Below are 22,834 nucleotides of genomic sequence, written 5' to 3'. Positions count from 1 at the left end.
CGACGGTCGACGGAGCGCACGCGAAAACTGGGCGTGCGCACGCCACAAGCCTGGTTCGCGGGGATGATCGCGGTCGGCCTCGTGCTGACATCGAGCTCCGCGGCACTCGCTGCGGACCCGGAGCCCACACCTGCCGCTCCGCTCGAGGCGCCGCCGATCGATACGCCCACCCTGCTGCCCGACGCGCCCGTGGAGACGCCCGCGTCGCCGACGCCGACACCGACGCCGTCGGACGTGCAGCCCGCCCCGGAAGAGCAGACCGGAGAGCAGGCCCAGACCACCGCACCGACCACGGATGCGGCGCCGACGACCGAGGCGCCGGCGGCGGCCGCGGCGCCCGACCCGAACGCGATCCTCGCGGTGGGTCCCGCCGAGATCGTCTTCTCCTCGGTGCAGGGTCAGCCCTGCTCGACCCCCCAGGCCGTGAGCGTGGCCTCCTGGGGGTCGGCCGACATGACGTGGACGGCGAGCACCTCGCGCTCCTGGCTGTCGCTGGACCGGTCCAGCGGCACGACTCCCGACCAGCCCGCACTCTCGGCGGACTGCGCGTCCCTGCCGATCGGTGTCCACCAGGGCTCGGTGTCGGTCTCGTCTCCGACGGCCGGCTCGGGGTCGCCCGGCGCCGTGCCGGTGACGGTGGTCATCAACCCGTCGTCCACCGTGAGCCTGACCCGGTGGCGCGACGGTCACCGGGGTGCGTTCAGCTCTTCGACCGACGACAGCTACACCTCCGGATATGCCGAGCTGAGCAGCGACGGCGTCGCGGGGACGTTCTACATGAACGGAGGGTCGGCTCCTCAGGGCTTCGCCGCGATGGCGGACGCCGGTCAGGAGATCGGCGCCCACCTGCAGTACCACTTCTGCGATCCGCAGACCGACAGTGCGTTGCGCGGTCTCATCGAGGGGAACATCGCGGGGATCGTCGAGGCCACCGGTTCGATCGACGAGCTCACCACCCTGGCGTGGCCGTGCGGCGTCCGCTCGGCCAAGTACGGACTCATCTCCCAGAACTACTTCCTCGCCGCGCGCGGGTACAACCACAATCAGCTCGAGAGCGCGACGCCCTTCGACTACCAGAACCTGAAGTCGTTCAACTCGCATGAACACGAGCCGCTGCCGCCCGCCGATCTCAAGCAGATCGCGGACAGCGCGCAGTCCCAGGGCGGATGGGCCAACCTCGTCCTCCACGGTCTCACCAACGACGATGGCGCCATCCACTACGCGACCACCAAGGATCTCTGGGTCGCACCGGTGGGTGACGTCGTCACCTACATGCTCCAGCGCGATCGCACCGTCGTGGAGAACCTCTCCACCGGAGCGAACGGCACATCCTTCACCGTCCGCCGACTGGCGCTGCCGACCTCGCCCGTGCGCGACTTCGAGGCGACGGTGGGCGCCGGTGACACGATCACCGTCCGCGTCGCCCTTCCCGCAGCCTCCTACGTGAGTTCCGTCTCGGTCTCCGGCGAGGATGCGCCTTTCGAAGTGCGCGAGGAGAACGGCGAGCGGTTCGTGCTCGTGAACACACCGGTCGGAACGAGCCCTCGCACCGTCGAGGTCGCCACCTCCACCACCCCCGTGCCGGCGATCGTGCTGTCGCGTTCCTCGGTCGAGCTGACCGCGACCGCCGGGGATTCCGCCCAGACGGCGGTGACGGTGAGCGGCGCTTCCGGTGCACCCCTCGTCTGGTCTGCGGAGGTCGCGGCGGGGGCAGCCGAGTGGCTGGACGTGACGCCCGCGTCGGGGTCGGGCACCGCCACCGTCGATGTGCGGGCGGATGCAGCTGACCTGCCGGCGGGATCGCACTCGGGCGACATCGTGTTCAGCGCGCCGGGCGCCGCCGATCGGGTGCTGAAGGTGTCGCTCACCGTGCTCCCGCCGGGGACGGAACGTCTGCGCCTGAACTATGCGGACCGGGCCGCGCTCACCGCGGACGGCTGGGACTTCCACGCCCGGACGGCGTCGGGTGCCGTCCGCGACACCGAGGGCGCCGCATCCGGCCTCGTGTATGCCTCGAGCGGCCTTCGCATAGCCGCCGACGCCGGCGATCTGTGGGCCGGGATGAACAACACGACCAACACTCTGCTGCGAGACCTGCCGGAGGACTGGACGCGCGTCGACCTCGAGCTGAACTTCGCGCCTTTCGCCGACTATCAGCAGGCCGGATTCGTCGTCTACGGCAGTGACGACGACTATGTCGCCCTGACGCGCGGCTACAACGGGTACGGCGGCGGACAGCTGATATCGATGGTCGATGAGCGTTCCGGATCTCCGGACGGCTCGCGGACCGTGCCGCAGGCCGCCGCGAGTGTGGTGCTGCGCCTGGAGCGGAGCGCGGCGGGGGGAACCATCGGCGCCTCCTACTCCGCGGACGCCGGGTCGACGTGGCACTCGGTGGGTTCGGTCTCCCGCAGCATCGCCTCGCCGCGCCTAGCGCTGATCGTCGGCTCGTCCACCTCGGGCTCGCCGTTCGCCACCTTCCACCAGGTCACGGTGGTGTCTGATTCGGGCGGTCCGACGCCGACGCCGACGCCGACGCCGACTCCTACGCCGACTCCGACTCCTACGCCGACTCCGACTCCTACGCCGACTCCGACTGCGGGGACGAGTGTGTATTCGATGGGTCATGCCGATCGTGCGGGGCTGGTGGGCGCGGGCTGGGACTTCTTGGGCCGGACGGCGTTGGGTGCGGTGCGGGACACGGAGCAGTCCAGCGCGGTGGCGTATTCGTCGTCGGGTCTTCGGGTTGCGGCGGGGTCGGGTGATCTGTGGGAGCGGATGAACGACACGCGTAACACGGTGCTGCGTGATGTGCCGGCGTCGTGGACGCGGGTGGAGGCGGATGTGTCGTTCGCTCCGACGGCGGACTTCCAGCATGCCGGGATCGTGTTGTACGGCAATGACGATGAGTATGTCGAGTTGACGCGGGCGTTCAACTCGTTCGCCGGTGGACACTCCGTGGCGTTGGTGAGTGAGTCGTCGGCGGTGCCTGTGGTGGCGCCGCGGGTGGCCACGACGGCGACGCGGGTGCTGTTCCGGTTGGATCGGGATGCGGGGTCGGGAGTGATCACGGGGTCGTTCTCCGCCGACGGTGGTGCGTCGTGGACCACGGTGGGTTCGACGACGCGGTCGATCGCGAACGCGAGGATCGGGTTCAACGTGGGAGGGTCGACCGCGGGCGCACCGCAGGCCACCTTCCACCAGCTCACCGTGGTGACCAGCGGCTCGGGGGGTTCGACGCCTACTCCGACTCCTACGCCGACTCCGACTCCGACGCCGACGCCGACTCCGACGCCGACGCCGACTCCGACTCCTACGCCGACTCCGACTGCGGGGACGAGTGTGTATTCGATGGGTCATGCCGATCGTGCGGGGCTGGTGGGCGCGGGCTGGGACTTCTTGGGCCGGACGGCGTTGGGTGCGGTGCGGGACACGGAGCAGTCCAGCGCGGTGGCGTATTCGTCGTCGGGTCTTCGGGTTGCGGCGGGGTCGGGTGATCTGTGGGAGCGGATGAACGACACGCGTAACACGGTGCTGCGTGATGTGCCGGCGTCGTGGACGCGGGTGGAGGCGGATGTGTCGTTCGCTCCGACGGCGGACTTCCAGCATGCCGGGATCGTGTTGTACGGCAATGACGATGAGTATGTCGAGTTGACGCGGGCGTTCAACTCGTTCGCCGGTGGACACTCCGTGGCGTTGGTGAGTGAGTCGTCGGCGGTGCCTGTGGTGGCGCCGCGGGTGGCCACGACGGCGACGCGGGTGCTGTTCCGGTTGGATCGGGATGCGGGGTCGGGAGTGATCACGGGGTCGTTCTCCGCCGACGGTGGTGCGTCGTGGACCACGGTGGGTTCGACGACGCGGTCGATCGCGAACGCGAGGATCGGGTTCAACGTGGGAGGGTCGACCGCGGGCGCACCGCAGGCCACCTTCCACCAGCTCACCGTGGTGACCAGCGGCTCTTAGCCTCTTTTTTCAGTTCGCCGGCTCTTGGGGGAGACAACTGTGCGTATCGGCATCATCGGCGGTGGATTCTTCGGATATCACATCGCCCAGCAAGTCCATCGCCTCTTTCCGGGGGCCGACGTCGAGATCTTCGAACGCGAAGATCGGACCCTGATGGGAGCGGGAACAACCAACCAGTGCCGCCTCCACATGGGGTTCCACTACCCGCGGTCGGGGTACACGATCTATCAGTCCATCATGGGGTTCGACCGGTTCGTGTCCGACTACGGCGAGTTCCTCCACGACGTCACCGACAACCTCTATGCGGTTCACAACGACGGGTTGGTGACGGTCGATGAGTACATGGCCGTCATGGACTCCTTCCATCTGCCGTACGAGACGGTTCCCGTCACCGGCGACCTCTTCCGCGAGCCCGAGGCGATCGGCGCGTTGCTGCGGGTACCCGAGAAGTCGATCGACGTCGCCGCTCTGCGCGAACGGCTCGGAAACCGCTTCAGCGGCACGGTCCACGTCAGCACCCGTGTCGACGACGTCGATGCCGAGAACGGGTATGTGCGCTCCGGGAGCGATCTGTTCGGACCGTTCGACTACATCGTGAACGCGAGCTACACCGACCTGAACCTCGGATTCCCCGAGGAGAAGCACTTCGGCGTGAAGTGGGAGATCGCCGCGCTCGTGCTGGCCAAGACCTCCCTCGCTCCGGATCAGGCCATCACGATCATGGACGGACCGTTCGTGTCGGTGTACCCCGCCTACGGCGGGATGCACACGCTGTCCTCGGTCGCCCACACCCCGATGCGGCGATACTCGGATCGCGACGACCTCGAGCGCGACTATCCGCGGCGCTTCGAGCTCGCCGAGCGCGCGGAGGTCGGTCAGGCGATCGCCCGCGACGTGGAGCGACATCTCACCCTCACCCACGATCCGCAGGAGTTGTGGGTGACGGCCAAGACCAAGCTGAGCACCGACATGGGGGACTCCCGGGTGACGGAGGTCCGTCGTCACCACCGGCTGCTCTCCGTGCTGTGTGGCAAGATCGACGCCGTGTTCGAGGCGTCCGATGCGATCCTGCGGGAGCTGCGATGAGCGAGCCACGCGTTCTGGCGACGGGAGTGCGCGACAGCACGTTCGGCGAGGACTGCGTCGTAGCCGACGTGGTGAACGTCTACCGCGCGGCCTTCGGGGACCGGTGCTTCGTCGGGCCGTACACCGAGGTGCAGAACGACGTGGTCTGCGGGGACAACGTCCGCATCCAGTCGCACTCGCTGATCTGCGAAGGGATGCGGATCGGCGACGACGTCTTCATCGGGCATGGCGTCATGACCGCGAACTCGCGGTATCCCCGGTCGGGGGCCGCAGACTGGGTCTGCGAGCCGCCGACGATCGGGAACCGTGTCTCGATCGGCTCGAACGCGACGATCCTTCCCGGCGTGGTCATCGGCGACGACGCCGTGATCGGTGCGGGGGCTACCGTGTCGAAGGATGTTGCGGCCGGGAGCGTCGTCGTCGGTGCCAACCGGGTCCTTCGCACCGGCGGTGGCGCGGGTGACTGACCGTTCCGCGGATGCCGCGACCGAGGTCGCCGTCCGTCGACGCGTCACGCGGGCGCGGGTGGCTCTTGCCGCCTACCTGCTGCTGCTCGGAGCATCCGTCCTGTTGCCCATAGGCCCGATGGCGGTCGTTCGCGCCGTCGCCGGGCAGCTGCGCGAAGCGGGCGCCTGGTTCGTCCGCGACGGCTGGGTCGAAGTCGCGGCGAACATCGTCATGTTCGTCGTGCTGTCGTTCCTGCTCGTGCTGTCGATGCGGCGCCGGCCGGCCCTGGGCCTCCTGATCGCGTGCACGCTCTCGGTGCTGATCGAAGCTGCGCAGATGCTCCTCCCGGCGCGTGTGCCGAGCCTGCGCGACATCCTCGCCAACGTCGCCGGAGCGCTCCTCGGCTACCTCCTCGCCCGCTTCCTGCTCGCGCGCGGCCGCAAGTAACATCCGCACGCGGATCGTCGCCGACCGCGGTCTCCGAAGCACGCGGAATTCCGGGACTCTGGGCCTGCACATCGTGGGCGCGGGTCGCGTCGAGGGTGGCGGATCGCCGGCCGACGGCCGCATCCCGCTTGCTCCCGGTTCGCGCGCTCACGCGATGTGTCCCCGCGTCCGCCGCGCCGATGTCGCCGCGTGTCAAGCGCCGCCGTGGTTCTCCGCTAGCATCATCCTGGCTAACCAGACATGTCCGCCCGTCGCACGCAGGCAGACGGACGGACATGTCATCGGGTTAGCAGGTCACGCTCTGTGGGGGAGAGGGGCACGAGCGATACGGGGGAGAGGGTCGTGAGACCCTCGACGGGTAACCCGCACCGCTCGCTTCGGCTCGAACGTGGACTGCAACCTCGTTGGCGCCGAGGGCACCGTCTGAACGGGAGCGCGCCGAGGCAACGGCTCCCGAGTCTGTAAGGAACCGTGCATCAGTACGCACCGTTCGGGCGGATCATGACCATGGCTGTCCGCAGCATGATGGAGAGATCCCGGCCCACAGACCAGTTCTCCACATAGTCCAGGTCCAGTCGGATGCTCTGCTCCCAGGACAGATCGCTTCGTCCGCTCACCTGCCAGGGGCCGGTGATGCCGGGACGGAGGTAGAGGCGCCGGTAAGCGGGCGCGTCATAGCTCACGACCTCGCGAGGCAGGGGCGGGCGAGGCCCGACCACGCTCATATCGCCGCGCAGCACGTTCCAGAACTGCGGGAGCTCGTCCAGTGAGTACTTCCGGAGGATGGCTCCGACCCGCGTCACCCGCGGATCATTGTGCAGCTTGAACAGAGGGCCCGCGCCGTTGTTGCTGTCGGTCAAGCCGACGAGCTCCTGCTCGGCGGTCGCGCGCATGGTGCGGAACTTGATCATCTCGAACTCGCGTCCGTCCTCGCCGACCCGACGCTGACGGAAGAAGACCGTGCCGGGAGAGTCCAGCTTGATCAGGAGCGCGAGGACGGGCGCGATCAGCGCGATCGGCAGGAGCGCGACGGTGGCGACGACGACGTCGAGCAGGCGCTTGTAGAAGTGACGCGGGCCCGTGAACGTCGGGATGCGCACGTGAAGAAGCGACAGCCCCTGCGTGTGCCCGAGCCACACTCGATCCTTGGCCACATCGCTCAAACGGTGCGACAGGATGAGGTCTGCGGCCGTACCCTCGAGCTGCCACGCGAGGCGGCGCACGAAGTCGGGATCGTCATTGTTGCTCGCGAGGATCACCGTGTCCGCTCCGAGATCGCGGGCGACCTGCGCGGTCCGCTCCACGACTCCGAGGTTGGCGATCGCGTGCCCTCCGACGACCAGCTCGGCCGACGTGGCGTCGGACGTCGTCCCTACGACGTCGTAGCCGAGCTGGTCGTCTTCTTGGAGGCGGGCGATGACGGCTGTCACGTCGAACTCGCGCCCGACGACGACCGCACGTGCGAGGAAGCGCCCCTCTCGTCGTTGCGCCTGCACCCACCGCCGGAGCATCCAGCGCATGAGCAGAAGGGCCGCCAGACCCAGCGGCAGGGCGATCAACAGCTGTGCGCGAAGCCCATGCCACTCGAAGAGCACGAAGGCGATGGCCACGACGCCGAATGCGACGGCGGAGGCGTGGATCACGCGCAGATACTCGGTGCTCGCCCGTGCGGTGGCGCGGCGATCGCGGGTGCGGAGCCCGGCGAGGGCGACAAGCCACACGAGGGCGGTCGCCAGCGGGATGCGCGCGAAGCCCCAGACATCGGTGGCGGCGACGTCGAGCGTGAACCGCGACAGGAGCTGCAGGAGCGCGACGCCGAAAGTGGTCGCGACAACGATGGTCGAGTCCGCGAGCGTCAGACGGATGCTGTGCTCGCGCTCCCAGCTCAAACGCTTGTCGAGCGACGCCGTGGCGCGCGGCTTGGCGGCGAGCGCCGCCGCCGGAGCGGTGGTCAGAGTGTGGGCCGGCGGAAGTGAGGCCGTGACCGGCGCGAGCGTCGCAGGCGCGGTGTCGACGGGCCAGCCGACGGCGGTCGTCGCGAGCGAGGTCACGATCGTGCCCCGGTCGAACGGTGGTCAGCAGCGATTACGCGTACCCGCGCACCGACGAGTGTGCGCAGCCGCGCACCTCGATCGGTGCGCGGGAACGCCAAACAACGTCTCCCCATGGACGTCAATCCCCAATTTTCCCCAGTAAGCGGGCCCAATCCCGCTGATTGCACCAGAGGTTGCCTTCTCCCGACCCCAGATCAGGAAGCTCGTGCGTCACCGACCCCTCGGCAACGCACCCTCAGCATCTCGCGATGCCTGGTGCGGGGTCGATCATATCCATAGGTGGGCTCGGAACGGAAGCGCGAATCGCCACCGGCGTGTCGCGCCTCTGCCGAGGCCCCCTCCGGAGGCCGTTCGGAGGGCGGGGTTGGTAATGTCCGCGGAACCCTGTACAGTTCGTCGCGCAGGCACTCCGCTGGGGAGTTGAGAGCCTGCTGGCTCTTTGGGGGGGCGAATCCGCATGCGAATGCTCGCAAGCGCGGTCGCCATCACGGCACTACTGAGTGCGCCGTCGATGGTCGGTACCGCAGTTTCTGACAACTACACGCCGGACGATCCGGCGATGGCCACGCTGACGGGGTCGGCGATCTATACCGAGTGCCTGCAGGGCGACTCGTGGATCAACTATCGCGTCGTGGCGACCGCTCCGGACGGCGGCGACATCGCCGCCGATGCCGTGCTGCTGCTGGGCACCGGCACGCGCACCGTGTCGGTACCGCTCGGCACGCTTCGTGCCGGCGAGCTCACCGGCCAGGTTCGCTGGCCGCGCGACGCGCAGCAGGACCCCGCTCCGGTGGCGACCCTGCGCCTGGAGCCGTCGATCGCGTCACCGTTGGCCGTGCCGATCTCCGGTGAGGCGTGCGACCCCGCAGACCCGGCGGCCGCTGCCTTGGCGGTGACGGGGCAGAGCCCCTGGGTTCCGGCTATCGCTGCCGGCGGCGCAGTGGTGCTCGTGGCGGGCGTGCTGCTGAGCGTGCTCCGCCGTCGCCGTCGCGTCTGACGGCCGTGGCATCCGTTGCAGGGCGACGGTGGCGACGCCGTGGCCTCTGGGGAGGGGCGATCGTGCTTGCGGCGGTCTCCGCCGCTGCGGTGTGGCTGGGCTCGCAGGCGTGGCAGGTGAAGGACGAACTGACGGCGTTGGCGCCGCTCGCGGAGCAGTTGTCGTCCGCGGTGTCCGGCGAGGACGTCGCGGGAGCGCAGGAGGCGCTGACCCGGTTCGTGGCGTCGGCGGATCACGCCGCCGAGCTGTCGAGCACGCCGCTGTGGCGCGCCGCCGAGATCGTTCCCGGAGTGGGGGCGAACCTGGCAGCAGCGCGGACCGTGTCCGCGCAGCTCGCCGTGGTGGGAACGTCCGCGCTGCAACCGCTCATCGCGCTCGCCACGTCGATCGGCGACAGCCCGGATCCGCTGGCGATCCAAGCGGCCCGCGAGCCGCTCGAGCGGGCGGATGACGCCGTCGGCTCGGCGCTGGCGGCGATGGACGGGATCGACGTGGCGCCGCTCCTTCCGCCCCTGCGCGAAGGTGTGCAGCAACTGCGATCGGCACTGTCCACCGCCGCTCCGGTGGTGAAAGACCTGAGCGATGCGAGCGCGGTCGCGCCGGGGCTGTTGGGTCAGAACGGCCCACGGGAGATCCTGGTCATGCTGCAGAACAACGCCGAGTTGCGCACCGGCGGCGGCATCACGGGATCGTACGTCCAGCTCCACGCCGAGGGCGGACGCATCTCGATGGTGCGGCAAGCCGACTCGTCGTCGTTCCCCGAGCGTGATGCGCCGATCGTGCCGATTCCGGACTCGCTGACGGCGCTGTACGGCGACGCCCCCGGGAGGTTCGTTCAGAACTCGACGATGTCGGACGATTTCGAGCTGTCCGCGCGCCTTGCCTCCGCGTGGTGGGAGTCGGCATTCGGTGTCGCACCAGACGCCGTGGTGGCGATCGATCCGGTCGTCCTGCGCGCGCTCCTGGCTGCCCACGGCCCGGTCGACCTTCCGGACGGCACGCAACTGGTGGCCGACGACGTCCTCCAGCGGCTGCTGATCGACCCCTATCTGAACCTGACCTCGGACGATCAGACCACGTATCAGCGCGAGGTCACCTCGACGCTCTTCACGGCGTTGATCGCCGGTATCGATCCGGTGACGTGGGCGCGTGCGTTGGCCCCGGTGATCGCCGAAGGCAGGATCTCGGTGTGGAGCGCGGTTCCCGCCGAGCAGGAGGTGCTCCACACCTCGGCCGTGGGAGGACCGCGCGTGCGCCTGGATGCCGCGGGCGACGAGGCATACGGCGTCTATCTCAACGACGGCACCGGCGGCAAGATGGACAGCGTCCTGGACGTGTCGGTCGCCAGCGGTACCACGACCTGCGTCGAGGGCGGCGCATCCGAGCTGGTCGTCCGTGTCGCGCTGACCAATGGCGCACCGCAGGGCGAGGACCCCGCCGGGTGGCCGATCAGCATGACCGGGGGAGGGCTGTGGGGAACGGCACCGGGGGACATCGCCACACACGTGGCGATCGTCGGCCCGCGCGGGTCCGCCTTCGCCGGAGCGAGCAACGACACCGGACCGCTCCCCTCCGCAAACGCCGAGGACGAGGGGCGCCCCACCGCTGCGGTGCGGGTGGTCGTCGCTCCGGGTCAGACCGGGTCGGTGGAGATGCGCTTCGTCCTGGCCGGCGCCGACACCGGGTCCGAGACGCTCCTGCACACGCCGACGCTGACTCCCGTCGCCGTCACGTCGTTGCAGGGGTCGGCCTGTCGGGACTGAGCCCGCGCAGCGACGAGGTCGGCGGACGCCCGGATATGACACGACCGTGCGCGTAGAAGAGCCCACGAGAGCACTCTTCTCCGCGCACGGTCTGTCAGCGGGCCATTTCCCCAGAATCGGTCACCGCAACAGACGAGGCGCGAGAAATAGATTCCCCCCAGCGCGCCTCATCCTGTGATCACAACATACCGCGATATTCCTTGTCCACCAAATGGGGGACAAGGCGGCGCGCCGGGAGTGATGACGCCTCTTCTGGACGTCTGGAAAACGCGACGTATATAAGAGGTGTCGCGGGCGTGCCGAAAGAGTATCGACCCTGCGCGCGTCGATCGGGAGATCGAGCGCGCAGGGTCGAGATCGCGATCGGTACCCCCCAGCCCATTTCGCGTCGGCAGCGGATCGCCACTCGTTCCCCCCGGTCCGAGTCCCCCGGCGATCGATCCCACCGAGATCTCAGAGTACGCCCCGCAAGGGGCGCGGAAGCTGAAAATGTCCCCCATAAGGGGGACACGCCGGTGTCCGAATAGTAAAGATATGGCAACGACCTCTGAGGTACTATGGCATCGCCTCCGGCACGGGCCCCCGCTGTCCCCAGCAGCCGTGACCAGGCCGTTCCCCAAGCGGTCTGCGGGTTCGTGTCGGAGTAGTGGGCCCTCTCGTGTCACCCAGTCCCTAATGGAAGACTCGAGAGGGCCCGCGCCCGTTCGGGAATAGGTGCCGCCGAGGCAGGGTTGGTCCGAGAAGTTGTTGAGACTTCACGTTTGGATCGGCATGTCACCTTCGTTCGCTCCCGAGCTCGTGTCCGCCCCGCCGGCCGAGGCATCCGTCCGCACCGCCGTCCGGGTACCGCTGCGGTTCGCCGAAGGGTTCGGGACGGTCGCCGACGTGCACACGTTCGACGGACTCGTCGACGGCAAGGAACACCTGCTGCTGGGGCTCGGTGACTGGCGCGGCGCTCTCGCGCGCTCGCGCGCCGGTGGTCAGGCCCCGCTCGTGCGGCCACACAGCGAATGCCTCACCGGTGACGTCTTCGGGTCGGAGCGCTGCGACTGCGGCCCGCAACTGCACGAAGCCGTCGAACGCATCAGCGAATCGGGCGGGTTCTTGCTGTACCTGCGCCAGGAGGGACGCGGCATCGGTCTGTACGCGAAGCTGGATGCCTACGCGCTGCAGGATGCCGGTCTGGACACGTACGAGGCCAACCTCGCCCTCGGACACGGGGAGGACGAGCGCGACTACACCGCCGCCGCGCAGATGCTGCGAGCCGTCGGGGTCGACCGCATCCGCCTGCTGAGCAACAACCCCGACAAGGCCGTGCAGCTCCAGGCGCTCGGGGTGACGGTCGCGGAGAAGGTGCGAACGGGTGTTCACCTGTCCGCCGCGAACGCGCGCTACCTGACCGCCAAGCGCGACCACACCGCGCACACGCTCGAACTCCCGGCGGCATGATCCACACCGAGCAGTCGCCTCCGCGCCCGGCGCACCGGATGGAGGAGGACGAGCTCGCGACCTGGCTCCCCTTCATCCGCCTGGTGCAGCTGCTCCCGCAGGCCCTCGACCGCACGCTCCGCGACGAGACGGGCATCAACCATGCGCACTACGCCATCCTCGTCCGCCTCGCCCTGGCCGGGCAGGACGCCCCCACGATGACCGAGCTCGCGCGAATCGCCGGACTCAGCCCGTCGCGGCTCAGCCACGCCGTCGATTCGCTCGCGTCCCGCGGCTGGGTGGAGCGCACGACCTGCGCGACCGACCGGCGCGCGCAACGCCCGGTGCTCACCGAGACGGGACGTGCCGCGCTCCGGCAGGCGGCTCCGTCGCACGTCGCTCAGGTGCGAGAGCTCGTCCTCGACAAGCTGAGCGCGGACGAGAAGGCCCGATTGACCGCGATCGCCTCTCGACTGCTGAGCGGTGTCGAGGCGGCCCTCGGCGTGCGCTGAGCCGCGGAGCCGGCGCTCAGCCAAGCGCCCATAGGATGTTGAGCTATGTGCGGAATCATCGGTTACGTCGGTCCTCGTCAGAGTCAGGACATCCTCCTGGCGGGCCTGGCACGGTTGGAGTACCGCGGGTACGACTCCGCGGGGATCGCCGTGATCGACGGGGACGGCAACCTCGGGATGCGCAAGCGCGCCGGCAAGCTGGCCGTGCTCCGCGACGACCTGTCGGAGACGCCGCTCTTCGACGGCACCACCGGGATCGGCCACACCCGCTGGGCCACCCACGGCGGGCCGACCGATGGCAACGCCCACCCCCACCTCGCCGACGACGACAAGCTCGCCGTGATCCACAACGGCATCATCGAGAACTTCTCCGACCTGAAGTCCGAGCTCGTCGCCGAAGGGTTCACCTTCCGCAGCGAGACCGACACCGAGGTCGCGGCCGTGCTCCTCGGGCGTGAATTCCGCCGCACCGGCGACCTCGTCGAGGCTTTCCGTGCCGTCGTCTCGCGGTTGGAAGGCGCCTTCACCCTCCTGGCCATGCACGAGGACCACCCCGGAACGGTCGTCGGCGCCCGGCGAAACTCGCCATTGGTCATCGGCCTGGGCGACGGGGAGAACTTCCTGGGTTCGGATGTCGCCGCCTTCGTCGAGCACACCCGCAACGCTCTGGCGATCGGCCAGGACCAGATCGTCGTGATCACGCCCATGGGCGTCGAGGTGACCGACTTCTTCGGAGAGACCGTCGAGGTCGAGCCGTTCGAGGTGACGTGGGACGCCGCCGCGGCGGAGAAGGGCGGCTGGTCGTCCTTCATGGCCAAGGAGGTCTCCGAGGAGCCCGAGGCGGTCGCCAACACCCTCCGCGGTCGCGTGCACGACGGGCAGATCGTGATCCCGGAGCTCGACGGCCTCGACGAGCTCCTCACCGGCATCGATCGCATCATCATCATCGCGTGCGGCACCGCTGCCTACGCCGGGATGGTCGGCAAGTACGCCCTGGAGAACTGGACGCGGCTCCCCGTCGACGTCGAGCTCGCGCACGAGTTCCGCTACCGCGATCCGGTGCTCTCTCCGTCGACGCTCGTGGTGTCGATCAGCCAGTCGGGCGAGACGATGGACACGCTCATGGCGGTGAAGTACGCGCGCGAGCAGGGCGCGAAGACGCTGTCGATCTGCAACACGCAGGGTGCCACCATCCCGCGCGAATCGGATGCGATCGTCTACACGCACGCCGGACCCGAGGTAGCCGTGGCGTCCACGAAGGCGTTCGTCGCGCAGATCACCGCGCTCTACGTGTTCGCGCTCCACGTCGCGCGGCTGCGCGGCTCGCTCCCCGCCGACGTCATCGCCGAGAACGTCGCCGAGCTCGAGGCCGTGCCGGAAAAGATCGCGCGGATCCTCGAGACCGAGCAGGAGCGTGTCGAGCAGTTCGCGCACTGGATGGGCGACACCCGCTCGGTGCTGTTCCTCGGTCGTCACGTCGGGTACCCGATCGCACTCGAGGGGGCGCTGAAGCTCAAGGAGCTCGCCTACATCCACGCCGAGGGCTTCGCCGCCGGCGAGCTCAAGCACGGCCCCATCGCGCTGATCGAGCCGGGACAGCCGGTGTTCGTCGTGGTGCCGTCCCCGCGGGGGAGCGGCGATATGCACCGCAAGGTGATCTCGAGCATCGAGGAGATCCGCGCCCGCGGCGCCCGCGTCATCGCGATCGCGGAGGAGGGCGACGCCGCGGTCCTGCCCAAGGCCGACGAGGTGCTGCGCATCCCGCTCGCCGGTCCGTTCTTCGAGCCGCTGCTGGCGGTCGTGCCGCTGCACATCTTCGCGATGGGCCTCGCCACGGCGAAGGGACTCGACGTCGACCAGCCGCGGAACCTTGCCAAGTCGGTCACCGTCGAGTAGTCGCTGGAAGCCGATCAGAAGGAAGCGCATGATCGTCGGGATCGGTGTCGACCTCGTCGACATCCCGCGTTTCGAGGCGTCGCTGGCGCGCACGCCGCGCCTGCTTCCGCGCCTGTTCTCCCCGAGCGAGCGGATGCTGAAACCGCGCTCGCTCGCCGCGCGCTACGCCGCGAAGGAGGCGCTCATCAAGGCGCTCGGGGGCTCGGAGGGCGTGCACTGGACGGAGATCGAGGTCGTGTCCGAGGCATCCGGCCGCCCGCGCTTCCGGCTCTCCGGCACGACCGCCGCGGCCACCGCGGAGCGGGGTATCGACGTGCTGCACCTGTCGCTGACCCACGATGCCGGGTTGGCCGCGGCCTATGTGATCCTCGAGTCCGTCGACTCGCCAAGAAATGTCGCATTTTCGGCCGAAACGCGACATGTGTTGGCGACTCGACCGTCGGAGGAGGGGTGATGCGCGAGGCCGCGATCGACGTCGAGGCGATCGCGGACAACGTGCGGCACTTCCGACGTCTCACCGGCTCCGAGATCATCGCCGTCGTGAAGGCCGACGGATACGGGCACGGCGCCTTCCGCACCGCCGTCGCGGCGCTCCAGGGCGGCGCGTCACGGCTGGGGGTCGCCGACATCGCCGAGGCGCTGCACCTCCGACGAGCCGGCATCCGCGGCCCGATCCTGGCGTGGCTGCACGCGCCAGGGGTCGCCTTCGACGAGGCGGTCGCCGGGGACATCGAGCTCGGCATCTCCGGCATCGACCAGCTGCAGCAGGCCGCCGCCGCCGCCCGCGGCGACCGCCCCGCCGTCGTGCACCTCAAGATCGACACGGGGCTGTCGCGTAACGGCATCGCCCCCGCCGACTACCGCGTCGTCTTCTCCGAGGCCGCCCGTCTCGAGCGCATCGGGCGCTTGCGCGTCGAGGGGCTCTTCTCGCACCTGTCGAACACCTCGGATGCCGACGACCTCGCCGCGCTCCGGGTCTTCGAGGAAGCGGTGATCACCGCCGCATCCGTCGGCCTCACGCCGCCTCTTCGTCACCTCGCCGCCACACACGCCGCGATCGCCCTCCCCGCCACGCGTCTGGGATGCGTCCGCATCGGCATCGGGATCTACGGCCTGTCGCCCTTCGCCGACCGCACGTCGGCCGAGCTCGGCCTCCGCCCCGCGATGACGCTTCGCGCCTCGGTCGCAGCCGTCCGCCGCGTGCCGGCCGGTCAGGGGGTGTCGTACGGATACGACTTCCGGGCGCCGCGGGAGACGACCCTCGCGCTCGTGCCCCTCGGCTACGCCGACGGAGTACCGCGCCAGGCCTCCGGCGCCGGACCGGTGACGATAGGCGGACGCCGATACCGCGTGGCCGGGCGCATCGCGATGGACCAGTTCGTCGTCGACGTGGGGGAGAGCTCCGTGGCCGTCGGCGACGAGGTCGTGCTCTTCGGCGACCCCACGCTGGGCGTCCCGTCCGCCACCGACTGGGCGGATGCCGCGGGCACGATCAACTACGACATCGTCACCCGCGTCGGACCCCGGGTGCCCCGCCGGCAGGTCGTCGGATGAGCGTCCCCGACGACCTCCTCGGCCGGCGCGAAATCGCCTCGCCGGCCGACATGGAGGACCTCGGCAGACGGCTCGGCGCCGCGCTCGAACCCGGCGACGTCGTCGTGCTCACCGGGCCACTCGGCGCGGGCAAGACGACCCTGACGCGCGGGATCGGCGAGGGCCTCGGCATCCGCGGTCCCGTGCAGAGCCCGACGTTCGTGCTCGCCCGGACGCATCCGTCGCTGGTCGGCGGCGCGCCGCTCGTGCACGTGGATGCCTACCGCCTCGGCTCGGCGATGGAGCTCGACGACCTCGACATCGACGTAGCGCGCTCGGTCGTCGTCGTCGAGTGGGGGCGCGATCGCGCCGAGCACCTCGCGGATGCGTGCTGGGAGATCGAGATCGAACGCCAGCTCGGCGGCCGCGGCGCCGACTCGGCGTGCGGCGATATCTCGGCACGCACGGCGGCGCTCGACGACGACGCCCCGCGCACGGTGACGATCACCCGCCGTCCATAGGCTTCCCCGGACTACCCTGGAAGGGTGTTCCTCGGCATCGACACGTCCCTCGGCACGGCGGCGGCCGTCGTCGAGAGCGACGGCTTCGTCGTCGCCGAGGCCTCCACCGACGATCCGCTCGGCCATGCCGAGGTGATCGGCCAGCTGCTGGCCCGCGTCGACGACCCCGGGCTGACGCACGTCGCGGCGGGGATGGGGCCGGGGCCCTTCACGGGCCTGCGTGTGGGGATCGCCGCCGCGCGCGCCTTCGCCCTCGGCCGCGGGCTGCCGGTCGTGTCGGTCGTGAGCCACGACGCCGTCGCCCTCGACGTGCTGCTGCAGGCCGCGCTCGCCGGCGCCGCAGAGCCTTCCCGCTTCGCCGTCGTCACCGACGCCCGCCGCCGGGAGTTCGCCTTCACCGTGTACGAGGGCATCGACGACGACGGTCTTCCCGTGCGCGTGAGCGAGCCCGCCCTGTCGCCGCGCGCCGACCTCGATGCCCGCCTGGCCGACATCGGCGCCGCGCGTCGCGACGCCGCATCCGTCCCGGCCGCCCTGATCGCGCTCGCCGCCGCCCGCGCGGTCGCCGCCGGCCGCGTCATCGGTCCTGACGAGCCGCTGTACCTCCGCTCGCCCGACGTCACCGTCGGTGCCGTGCCGAAGAAGGTGCGCGCATGAGGATCCGGCCCGCCACGCCCGACGATCTGGACGCGATCATGACGATCGAGCGCGCCTCGTTTCCCACCGACGCCTGGAGCGACGCGATGATGCGCGAAGAGCTCGCTTCGCCGCACGGTTGGTACGTCGTGGCCGAGGAGGCCGCACGCCTCGCCGGATACGCGGGGCTGCGCGCTCCACGGGGCGGGCGCGACGCCGACGTGCAGACGATCACGATCGCCGAGTCCTTCCGCGGACGCGGGCGGGGGCGGATGCTGCTGACCGCTCTTCTCGCGGAGGCAGCGCGCCGCGGCATCCGGGACGTCTTTCTCGAGGTGCGCGCCGACAACCCCGTCGCCCAGGCGCTGTACGCATCGGAGGGGTTCGCCGAGGTCGGCCGCCGCCCACGGTATTACCAGCCCGACGATGTCGACGCGATCGTGATGAAGCTCGATCTGCCGGCGTGGTCTTCCGCTCGCGCCGCCGCAGATTCGGAGATCGACCGCGGATTCGGACGAACCGCGCTGCAGCATCCGAATCCGGCGTCGATCTCCGAATCCGCGACCCCCGCGCTCACGCCGCTCGGTGGCGACGGCGTCACGTGCGACGTGAGGACGGGGTGGTGCACGTGAGGCGCGAACCCCTCGTGCTCGGCATCGAGACGAGCTGCGACGAGACCGGCATCGGAATCGTCCGCGGCCGCACGCTCCTGAGCAACACCATCTCCTCGAGCATGGATGAGCACGCGCGCTACGGCGGCGTCGTCCCCGAGGTCGCCGCGCGCGCCCACCTCGAGGCGCTCCAGCCGTCGATCGAGGCGGCGCTGGCCGAGGCATCCGTCGGCCTCTCCGATCTCGACGCCATCGCCGTCACGAGCGGCCCGGGCCTCGCCGGCGCCCTCATGGTGGGGATCGGCGCCGCGAAGGCGCTCGCGGTGTCGCTCGGCAAGCCGCTCTACGCCGTCAACCACCTCGTCGGGCACATCGCCGCCGACATCCTCGACGCGGATGCGGCTCCCCTGGAGTACCCGACCGTCGCGCTGCTCGTGAGCGGCGGGCACACCTCCCTCCTCCTCGTGCGCGATCTCACCGGCGACGTCGAGCTGCTCGGTGAGACCGTGGATGACGCGGCGGGCGAGGCGTTCGACAAGGTGGCGCGGCTCCTCGGGCTGCCCTACCCCGGCGGCCCCGAGATCGACCGTGCCGCCGCGTCGGGCGACCCGAACGCCATCCGCTTCCCGCGCGGGCTCTCCCGCGCCTCCGACATGCAGCGGCATCGGTACGACTTCTCGTTCTCGGGGCTCAAGACATCCGTCGCCCGGTGGGTCGAGGAGCGCGCCCTTCGGCAGGCTCAGGAACCGGATGCGGACTGGTCGCTGCCCGTGGCCGACGTCGCGGCGTCGTTCCGCGAGTCGGTCGTCGACGTGCTCGTCACGAAGGCGCTCGACGCGTGCGAGCGGTACGGCGTGCCGAGGCTTCTCCTCGGCGGCGGCGTCGTCGCGAACCGGCGCCTGCGCGACGTCGCGCTCGAGCGGGGCGAGGCGGCAGGGGTGGCGGTGCGGATTCCGCCGCTGCGCCTGTGCACCGACAACGGCGCCATGATCGCCGCGCTGGCCGCCGAGCTGATCGCCTCCGGGCGCCGTCCGTCGACCCTGGGTTTCGGTGCCGACTCGACGCTCCCGGTGACCGAGATCCAGGTCGCCGAGGCCCCGGCCGAGGAGGCGGCGTGACCGACTCCCGAAAGCCCGACCTCGCCGGCGTGGACGCTGCGCTGGATCCGCCGCGCGCGGCGCCGCGGCCCTCCATCGAGCCTCCGTCGGACGACGTCGAGCGGGCGGCCGCGACCTCACGCGTGCCCGGCTCGCCGCACGACGGCTTCCGCCAACTGCCGACCGCACCGGTGATCGTGTCGGTGCAGGGCCCGGTCGAGGGCGAGCACGTCGAGTGGGAGCCCGCGCCGGCCCGCCGCGCGAGCATCGGCCCTTGGGCACTCGGACTCGCGATCGCCGCGCTCGCCGGGTCGCTGTTGGTCGGGTGGATGCTGCCCCTCGGCGTAGCCGCCGTCATCGCGGCCATCGTGACCCTGCGCCGCGCCGGCGAATCCCGCGCCGTCGGCGTGTGGTCGCTGGTGCTCGCCGCGCTCTCGCTCGTCTACAGCGCCGGGTGGCTGCTGTGGGCGGTACCGCAGCTCCCCGGGTTCTGACGCTTCGTCTCGCTGCGCTCGCTCAGCGTCCGAAGGCGGCCGCGCGGCGGGACGCGCTTGCGGACCCTGAGCGAGGGAGCGCAGCGACCGAGACGAAGGGGGACCCGCGCTCGGCGCCCGGAAGGCGGCAGGACTCGCTCAGCGTCCGGATGGCGGCTGCGTGGCGGGACGCGCTTGCGGACCCTGAGCGAGGGAGCGCAGCGACCGAGACGAAGGGGGAGGGCCCGCGGTCAGCCCACCCGGTCGGCGAGGAACGCGAGCCGCCGGGAGCCCACGCGCGTCAGCAGCAGCGTCGCGGCGTCGTCGCCGCGCAGCCCGAGCTTCGTCCGCAGCACGGCCGGGTCGACGTCGACGCCGCGCTTCTTGATCTCCAGCGTGCCGATTCCGCGGGCGCGCAGCACCTTCGCGAGGGCGCGCGTTTCGAACGGCACGACCTCGCGCACCCGGAACGACGACACGAACGGGCTCGTGACCGCCGCATCCGACGTCAGGTACGCCATCCCCGGCGCCAGCATCCCGGCCGTCAGCGCTCGGGCGACGTCGCCGATCAGGCGCGCCCGGATGACGGCGCCCTCCGGCTCGTGCACGAACGCGCCGAGGTCGCGCACCGGCTCGTCCTCGGCGTCGGCCGGGGCCGTCAGCTCCCACGCGTCGTCCCCGCGGGTCACGAGCGCTGCCCGCCGCACGCCCGGGCGCGCCAGCGCGCCGGTCCACACCACCAGCTCGATCGTCGACCCGTCGGCGCTCACCCATTGCGCCTCGGCATCGGCCGGCAGGTCGTCCCGGTCGAAGCCCGGTCCGAGCTTCATGCCGCCGGAAAGGCGCGCGAGCAGCTCGAACGCCCACTCCAGCGACGGGGAGTACTCGGCCGCGCTCACGCGGGTCGTCTCGGTGTGGCCGGCCGTGCGGCGTGCGGGGTCGAGCCATACCGCGTCGACGCCGTCGAGGTCCGCCGACTCCGCCGCGGCGTGGGCCACCGTGACGTCGTCGCCGAACGGCGCGAGGTTGTAGGCGGCGATCGCGGCTGTGACCTCGTCAGCCTCCACGGCCCGCACGCGCAGTCCGAGCGCGGCCATGCCCATCGCGTCACCGCCGATGCCGCATCCGAGGTCGGCGACGGCGGCCACCCCCGCCGCGCGGAATCGGCCCGCGTGACGGGCGGCGACCGAGAGGCGCGTCGCCTGCTCCAGCCCCGCGCGGGTGAACAGCATCCGGTCGGCGAAGGCGCCGAACTTCCCCGTCGCCCGCGCGCGCAGGCGGGCCTGCCCGACGACCGCCGACACGAGCTCCGGCGGATGACCGGCCGCACGTAGTCGCGACACGACACGCGCGACATCGTCCTTCGTCCCCGCGTCGACCTCGTCCAGCAGCCGCAGTCCGTCGGCGGTGAGGAGCGCGGTCAGCTCGGCGATGTCCACCTCCCCACCCTAGGTCGCCCGCGCCTCGCCCCCTGCGGTTAGGGGTTGGGGGGCGGGGATCCCCTCTCCCGGGCGCGAAAGCCCCGGAGTCATCCCCGATGTGGGACGCGTCCGGCCGTTCGTACTGTGAGGTCATCACCACGGCGGGGCCACCACCCCGGGAAAGGGAAGGAACCATGGCCTTCGACGAGAACAACTACAGCGCCACGCTGAACACGACAGTGAACGACTCGTTCAACCACGACACGGCCAACGATCTCGACGTCGACGTCTCCGTCGCCGACTCGGGCAACACCGACAACTCCGTCAACGACAGCGACAACACCACCGCGACCGCGACGGACTCGTTCCACGAGGACTCGCACAACACCCGCACCGAGACGGATGACTCCGACAACACCGGGTCGTACAACTCGATGCTCGACGCATCCGACAATTCCGTCGACGACCACTCCGACTCCTCGACCAACGACAACTCGATCAACGCCGGTGTGCGCACCTACAACACCGGCTTCGGCGATGTCGGCGGCGCGGCGGCGGCAGCGGGCGGCGACGGCGACATGTCGGTGAACGCCAGCGCGAACGTGGTGGATCAGTCGGTCAACGGCAACATCGCCGCGTTCGGACCGGTCTTCCAGCACGTCTCCAGCGACGCGGTCGTCGGATCCGGCGACGCGATGGTCGCGGGAGACGACCTGAGCGTCACCTACAACGTCGACCAGAGCACGAGCATCTCCGCCGAGGGCGACGTCCTCATCGACAGCTCCAAGACGGTCACCGAGGCGATCGACTCGTACAACACGTCGAACTTCACGTGGTCGGCGGAGGACAACTCGATCGACGTCGACATCGACGACTCGTGGAACACCTCGACCGTCAGCACCGACATCGTCGATTCGTTCGACGACACCGCCCTGTTCGAGTCCAGCACCGACGTCGACGTCGACGTGAACGCGATCGTCGGATCGACCGGCGCCGCCATCGGCGACGACTTCGACGTCACCCTCTGAGAAAGGAAGCGCGTCATGGCCTTCGATGAAACTCACGTCGACTCCGACGTGGACACACGGGTCCGCGACTCGTTCAACACCACGACGACCAACACGGCGAGTCTGGCAGCCGACGTGGACAACGTCGGCAACACCGACAACTCCACGAACGGCAGCGGCAACGCCCTGTTCGAGGCGGACGGCTCGTTCCACAACGGCTCGCACAACACGAGCACCAGCACGGACGACTCCGGCAACACCGACTCGTTCAACTCCTCCGTCGACCTGTCCGACAACTCGACGGACGACCATTCGAATTCGTCCACCAACGACAATTCGATCAACGCGGGAAACCGCGAGTACAACACCGGGTTCGGGAACATCGGCGGGGGAGGCGGTGGCGCAGGATCCGTCAGCGCCTCGGCCAACGTCGTCGACCAGTCCCTGAACTCGAACATCGTCGCCGGCGGCGGCGTCTCGCAGTTCGTCTCGACCTCCGCGGTCGTGGGCAGCGGCGGGGCGATGGTCGCGGGAGACGACATCGACGTCGAGTACAACCTCGACGGGTCGACGCACATCGCCGCGGGGGGCGACGTGCTGATCGACAGCGACAAGAGCGTCGAATCCGCGGTGGGGTCGTACAACACCAGCAATGTCGACGTGAGCTCGGTCGACAACTCGCAGGACTGGGATATCGAGAACGTGGGGAACTCGTACTCTCACACGCTCGAGATCGACAACTCGTTCAACGACGAGTTCACGTCGACCTCGACGGACACGTGGGACGTCGATGCCAACGTCATCTGGGACAGCGACGTGGCCGTCGTCGCTGATGACGTCGACGTCGATCTGGACCTGTGAGACTCGCGCGATACGACGAGCTCGATGACCCCGGGGGAGGAACACCCGACCCGGGGTCATCGGCTTGCGTGTCCGCGGAGT

Annotated in this window: 20 protein-coding genes; 18 read left to right on the top strand and 2 right to left on the bottom strand. The window is 70.0% G+C overall.

Features of this window, described 5'->3' with window-relative positions:
* Positions 1–33: 33 nt before the first annotated feature.
* Genes ACTU3I_RS13105 through ACTU3I_RS13090 form a run of 4 tightly spaced genes read left to right on the top strand, consistent with a single transcriptional unit; the run spans position 34 to position 5,943 of the window.
* The gene (locus tag ACTU3I_RS13105; RefSeq protein WP_442926134.1) at positions 34–3,963 is read left to right on the top strand and encodes a BACON domain-containing protein; all 3,930 of its coding nucleotides are present in this window, start codon (positions 34–36) and stop codon (positions 3,961–3,963) included.
* 39 nt (positions 3,964–4,002) lie between these two features.
* Positions 4,003–5,049, top strand: a complete 1,047-nt coding sequence (locus ACTU3I_RS13100; RefSeq protein WP_442926133.1) for a hypothetical protein — start codon at positions 4,003–4,005, stop codon at positions 5,047–5,049.
* On the top strand, positions 5,046–5,516 hold the full coding sequence (locus tag ACTU3I_RS13095) for an acyltransferase (protein ID WP_442926132.1): 471 nt from the start codon (positions 5,046–5,048) through the stop codon (positions 5,514–5,516). The genes ACTU3I_RS13100 and ACTU3I_RS13095 overlap by 4 nt, the downstream gene beginning before the upstream one ends.
* Positions 5,509–5,943 (top strand): VanZ family protein, encoded by a 435-nt coding sequence (locus ACTU3I_RS13090; protein WP_442926131.1) that lies wholly within the window; start codon positions 5,509–5,511, stop codon positions 5,941–5,943. Before ACTU3I_RS13095 ends, ACTU3I_RS13090 begins: the two co-directional genes overlap by 8 nt.
* 476 nt (positions 5,944–6,419) lie before the next feature.
* On the opposite strand, the gene ACTU3I_RS13085 is transcribed toward ACTU3I_RS13090, so the two are convergent.
* The gene (locus ACTU3I_RS13085; RefSeq protein WP_442926130.1) at positions 6,420–7,994 is read right to left on the bottom strand and encodes a sugar transferase; all 1,575 of its coding nucleotides are present in this window, start codon (positions 7,992–7,994) and stop codon (positions 6,420–6,422) included.
* A gap of 562 nt (positions 7,995–8,556) precedes the next feature.
* Here ACTU3I_RS13085 and ACTU3I_RS13080 point away from each other — a divergent pair.
* The 12 genes from ACTU3I_RS13080 (at position 8,557) to ACTU3I_RS13025 (ending at position 19,485) form a co-directional block, all read left to right on the top strand.
* On the top strand, positions 8,557–8,994 hold the full coding sequence (locus tag ACTU3I_RS13080) for a hypothetical protein (protein ID WP_442926129.1): 438 nt from the start codon (positions 8,557–8,559) through the stop codon (positions 8,992–8,994).
* Between the two features lie 62 nt (positions 8,995–9,056).
* Entirely contained in the window at positions 9,057–10,757 is a 1,701-nt protein-coding gene (locus ACTU3I_RS13075) for a DUF4012 domain-containing protein (protein ID WP_442926128.1), read from the top strand.
* Between the two features lie 771 nt (positions 10,758–11,528).
* Positions 11,529–12,206, top strand: coding sequence for a GTP cyclohydrolase II (locus ACTU3I_RS13070; RefSeq protein WP_442926127.1), 678 nt, complete (start codon positions 11,529–11,531; stop codon positions 12,204–12,206).
* Complete coding sequence (locus ACTU3I_RS13065) at positions 12,203–12,697, top strand: MarR family winged helix-turn-helix transcriptional regulator (protein WP_442926126.1); 495 nt, start codon at positions 12,203–12,205, stop codon at positions 12,695–12,697. Before ACTU3I_RS13070 ends, ACTU3I_RS13065 begins: the two co-directional genes overlap by 4 nt.
* Before the next feature lie 45 nt (positions 12,698–12,742).
* The gene (gene glmS, locus ACTU3I_RS13060) at positions 12,743–14,593 is read left to right on the top strand and encodes a glutamine--fructose-6-phosphate transaminase (isomerizing) (RefSeq protein ID WP_442926125.1); all 1,851 of its coding nucleotides are present in this window, start codon (positions 12,743–12,745) and stop codon (positions 14,591–14,593) included.
* Between the two features lie 28 nt (positions 14,594–14,621).
* The gene (locus ACTU3I_RS13055; protein ID WP_442926124.1) at positions 14,622–15,047 is read left to right on the top strand and encodes a holo-ACP synthase; all 426 of its coding nucleotides are present in this window, start codon (positions 14,622–14,624) and stop codon (positions 15,045–15,047) included.
* Positions 15,047–16,147, top strand: coding sequence for an alanine racemase (gene alr, locus ACTU3I_RS13050; protein ID WP_442926123.1), 1,101 nt, complete (start codon positions 15,047–15,049; stop codon positions 16,145–16,147). The genes ACTU3I_RS13055 and alr overlap by 1 nt, the downstream gene beginning before the upstream one ends.
* On the top strand, positions 16,144–16,647 hold the full coding sequence (gene tsaE, locus ACTU3I_RS13045; RefSeq protein ID WP_442926122.1) for a tRNA (adenosine(37)-N6)-threonylcarbamoyltransferase complex ATPase subunit type 1 TsaE: 504 nt from the start codon (positions 16,144–16,146) through the stop codon (positions 16,645–16,647). Before alr ends, tsaE begins: the two co-directional genes overlap by 4 nt.
* 24 nt (positions 16,648–16,671) lie before the next feature.
* On the top strand, positions 16,672–17,304 hold the full coding sequence (tsaB, locus tag ACTU3I_RS13040) for a tRNA (adenosine(37)-N6)-threonylcarbamoyltransferase complex dimerization subunit type 1 TsaB (RefSeq protein WP_442926121.1): 633 nt from the start codon (positions 16,672–16,674) through the stop codon (positions 17,302–17,304).
* Positions 17,301–17,915, top strand: coding sequence for a ribosomal protein S18-alanine N-acetyltransferase (gene rimI, locus ACTU3I_RS13035; protein WP_442926120.1), 615 nt, complete (start codon positions 17,301–17,303; stop codon positions 17,913–17,915). Before tsaB ends, rimI begins: the two co-directional genes overlap by 4 nt.
* Positions 17,912–19,012 (top strand): tRNA (adenosine(37)-N6)-threonylcarbamoyltransferase complex transferase subunit TsaD, encoded by a 1,101-nt coding sequence (tsaD, locus tag ACTU3I_RS13030; protein ID WP_442926119.1) that lies wholly within the window; start codon positions 17,912–17,914, stop codon positions 19,010–19,012. Before rimI ends, tsaD begins: the two co-directional genes overlap by 4 nt.
* Entirely contained in the window at positions 19,009–19,485 is a 477-nt protein-coding gene (locus tag ACTU3I_RS13025) for a hypothetical protein (RefSeq protein WP_442926118.1), read from the top strand. Before tsaD ends, ACTU3I_RS13025 begins: the two co-directional genes overlap by 4 nt.
* 230 nt (positions 19,486–19,715) lie before the next feature.
* On the opposite strand, the gene ACTU3I_RS13020 is transcribed toward ACTU3I_RS13025, so the two are convergent.
* On the bottom strand, positions 19,716–20,903 hold the full coding sequence (locus ACTU3I_RS13020; protein ID WP_442926117.1) for a THUMP-like domain-containing protein: 1,188 nt from the start codon (positions 20,901–20,903) through the stop codon (positions 19,716–19,718).
* 176 nt (positions 20,904–21,079) lie between these two features.
* Here ACTU3I_RS13020 and ACTU3I_RS13015 point away from each other — a divergent pair, with 176 nt between their 5' ends.
* Both ACTU3I_RS13015 and ACTU3I_RS13010 read left to right on the top strand, forming a co-directional pair.
* Positions 21,080–21,913 carry a hypothetical protein gene (locus ACTU3I_RS13015; protein WP_442926116.1) on the top strand — a complete coding sequence of 278 codons (834 nt, stop codon included), beginning with the start codon at positions 21,080–21,082 and terminating at the stop codon, positions 21,911–21,913.
* Between the two features lie 15 nt (positions 21,914–21,928).
* Entirely contained in the window at positions 21,929–22,753 is an 825-nt protein-coding gene (locus ACTU3I_RS13010; protein WP_442926115.1) for a hypothetical protein, read from the top strand.
* Positions 22,754–22,834: the final 81 nt, after the last annotated feature.

It is taken from the genome of Microbacterium sp. RD1 (genome assembly GCF_052220165.1).
Classification (GTDB): Bacteria; Actinomycetota; Actinomycetes; order Actinomycetales; family Microbacteriaceae; genus Microbacterium.
Note: the sequence above shows the minus strand (reverse complement) of the source record. Positions and strands in the feature narration are given on the sequence as shown.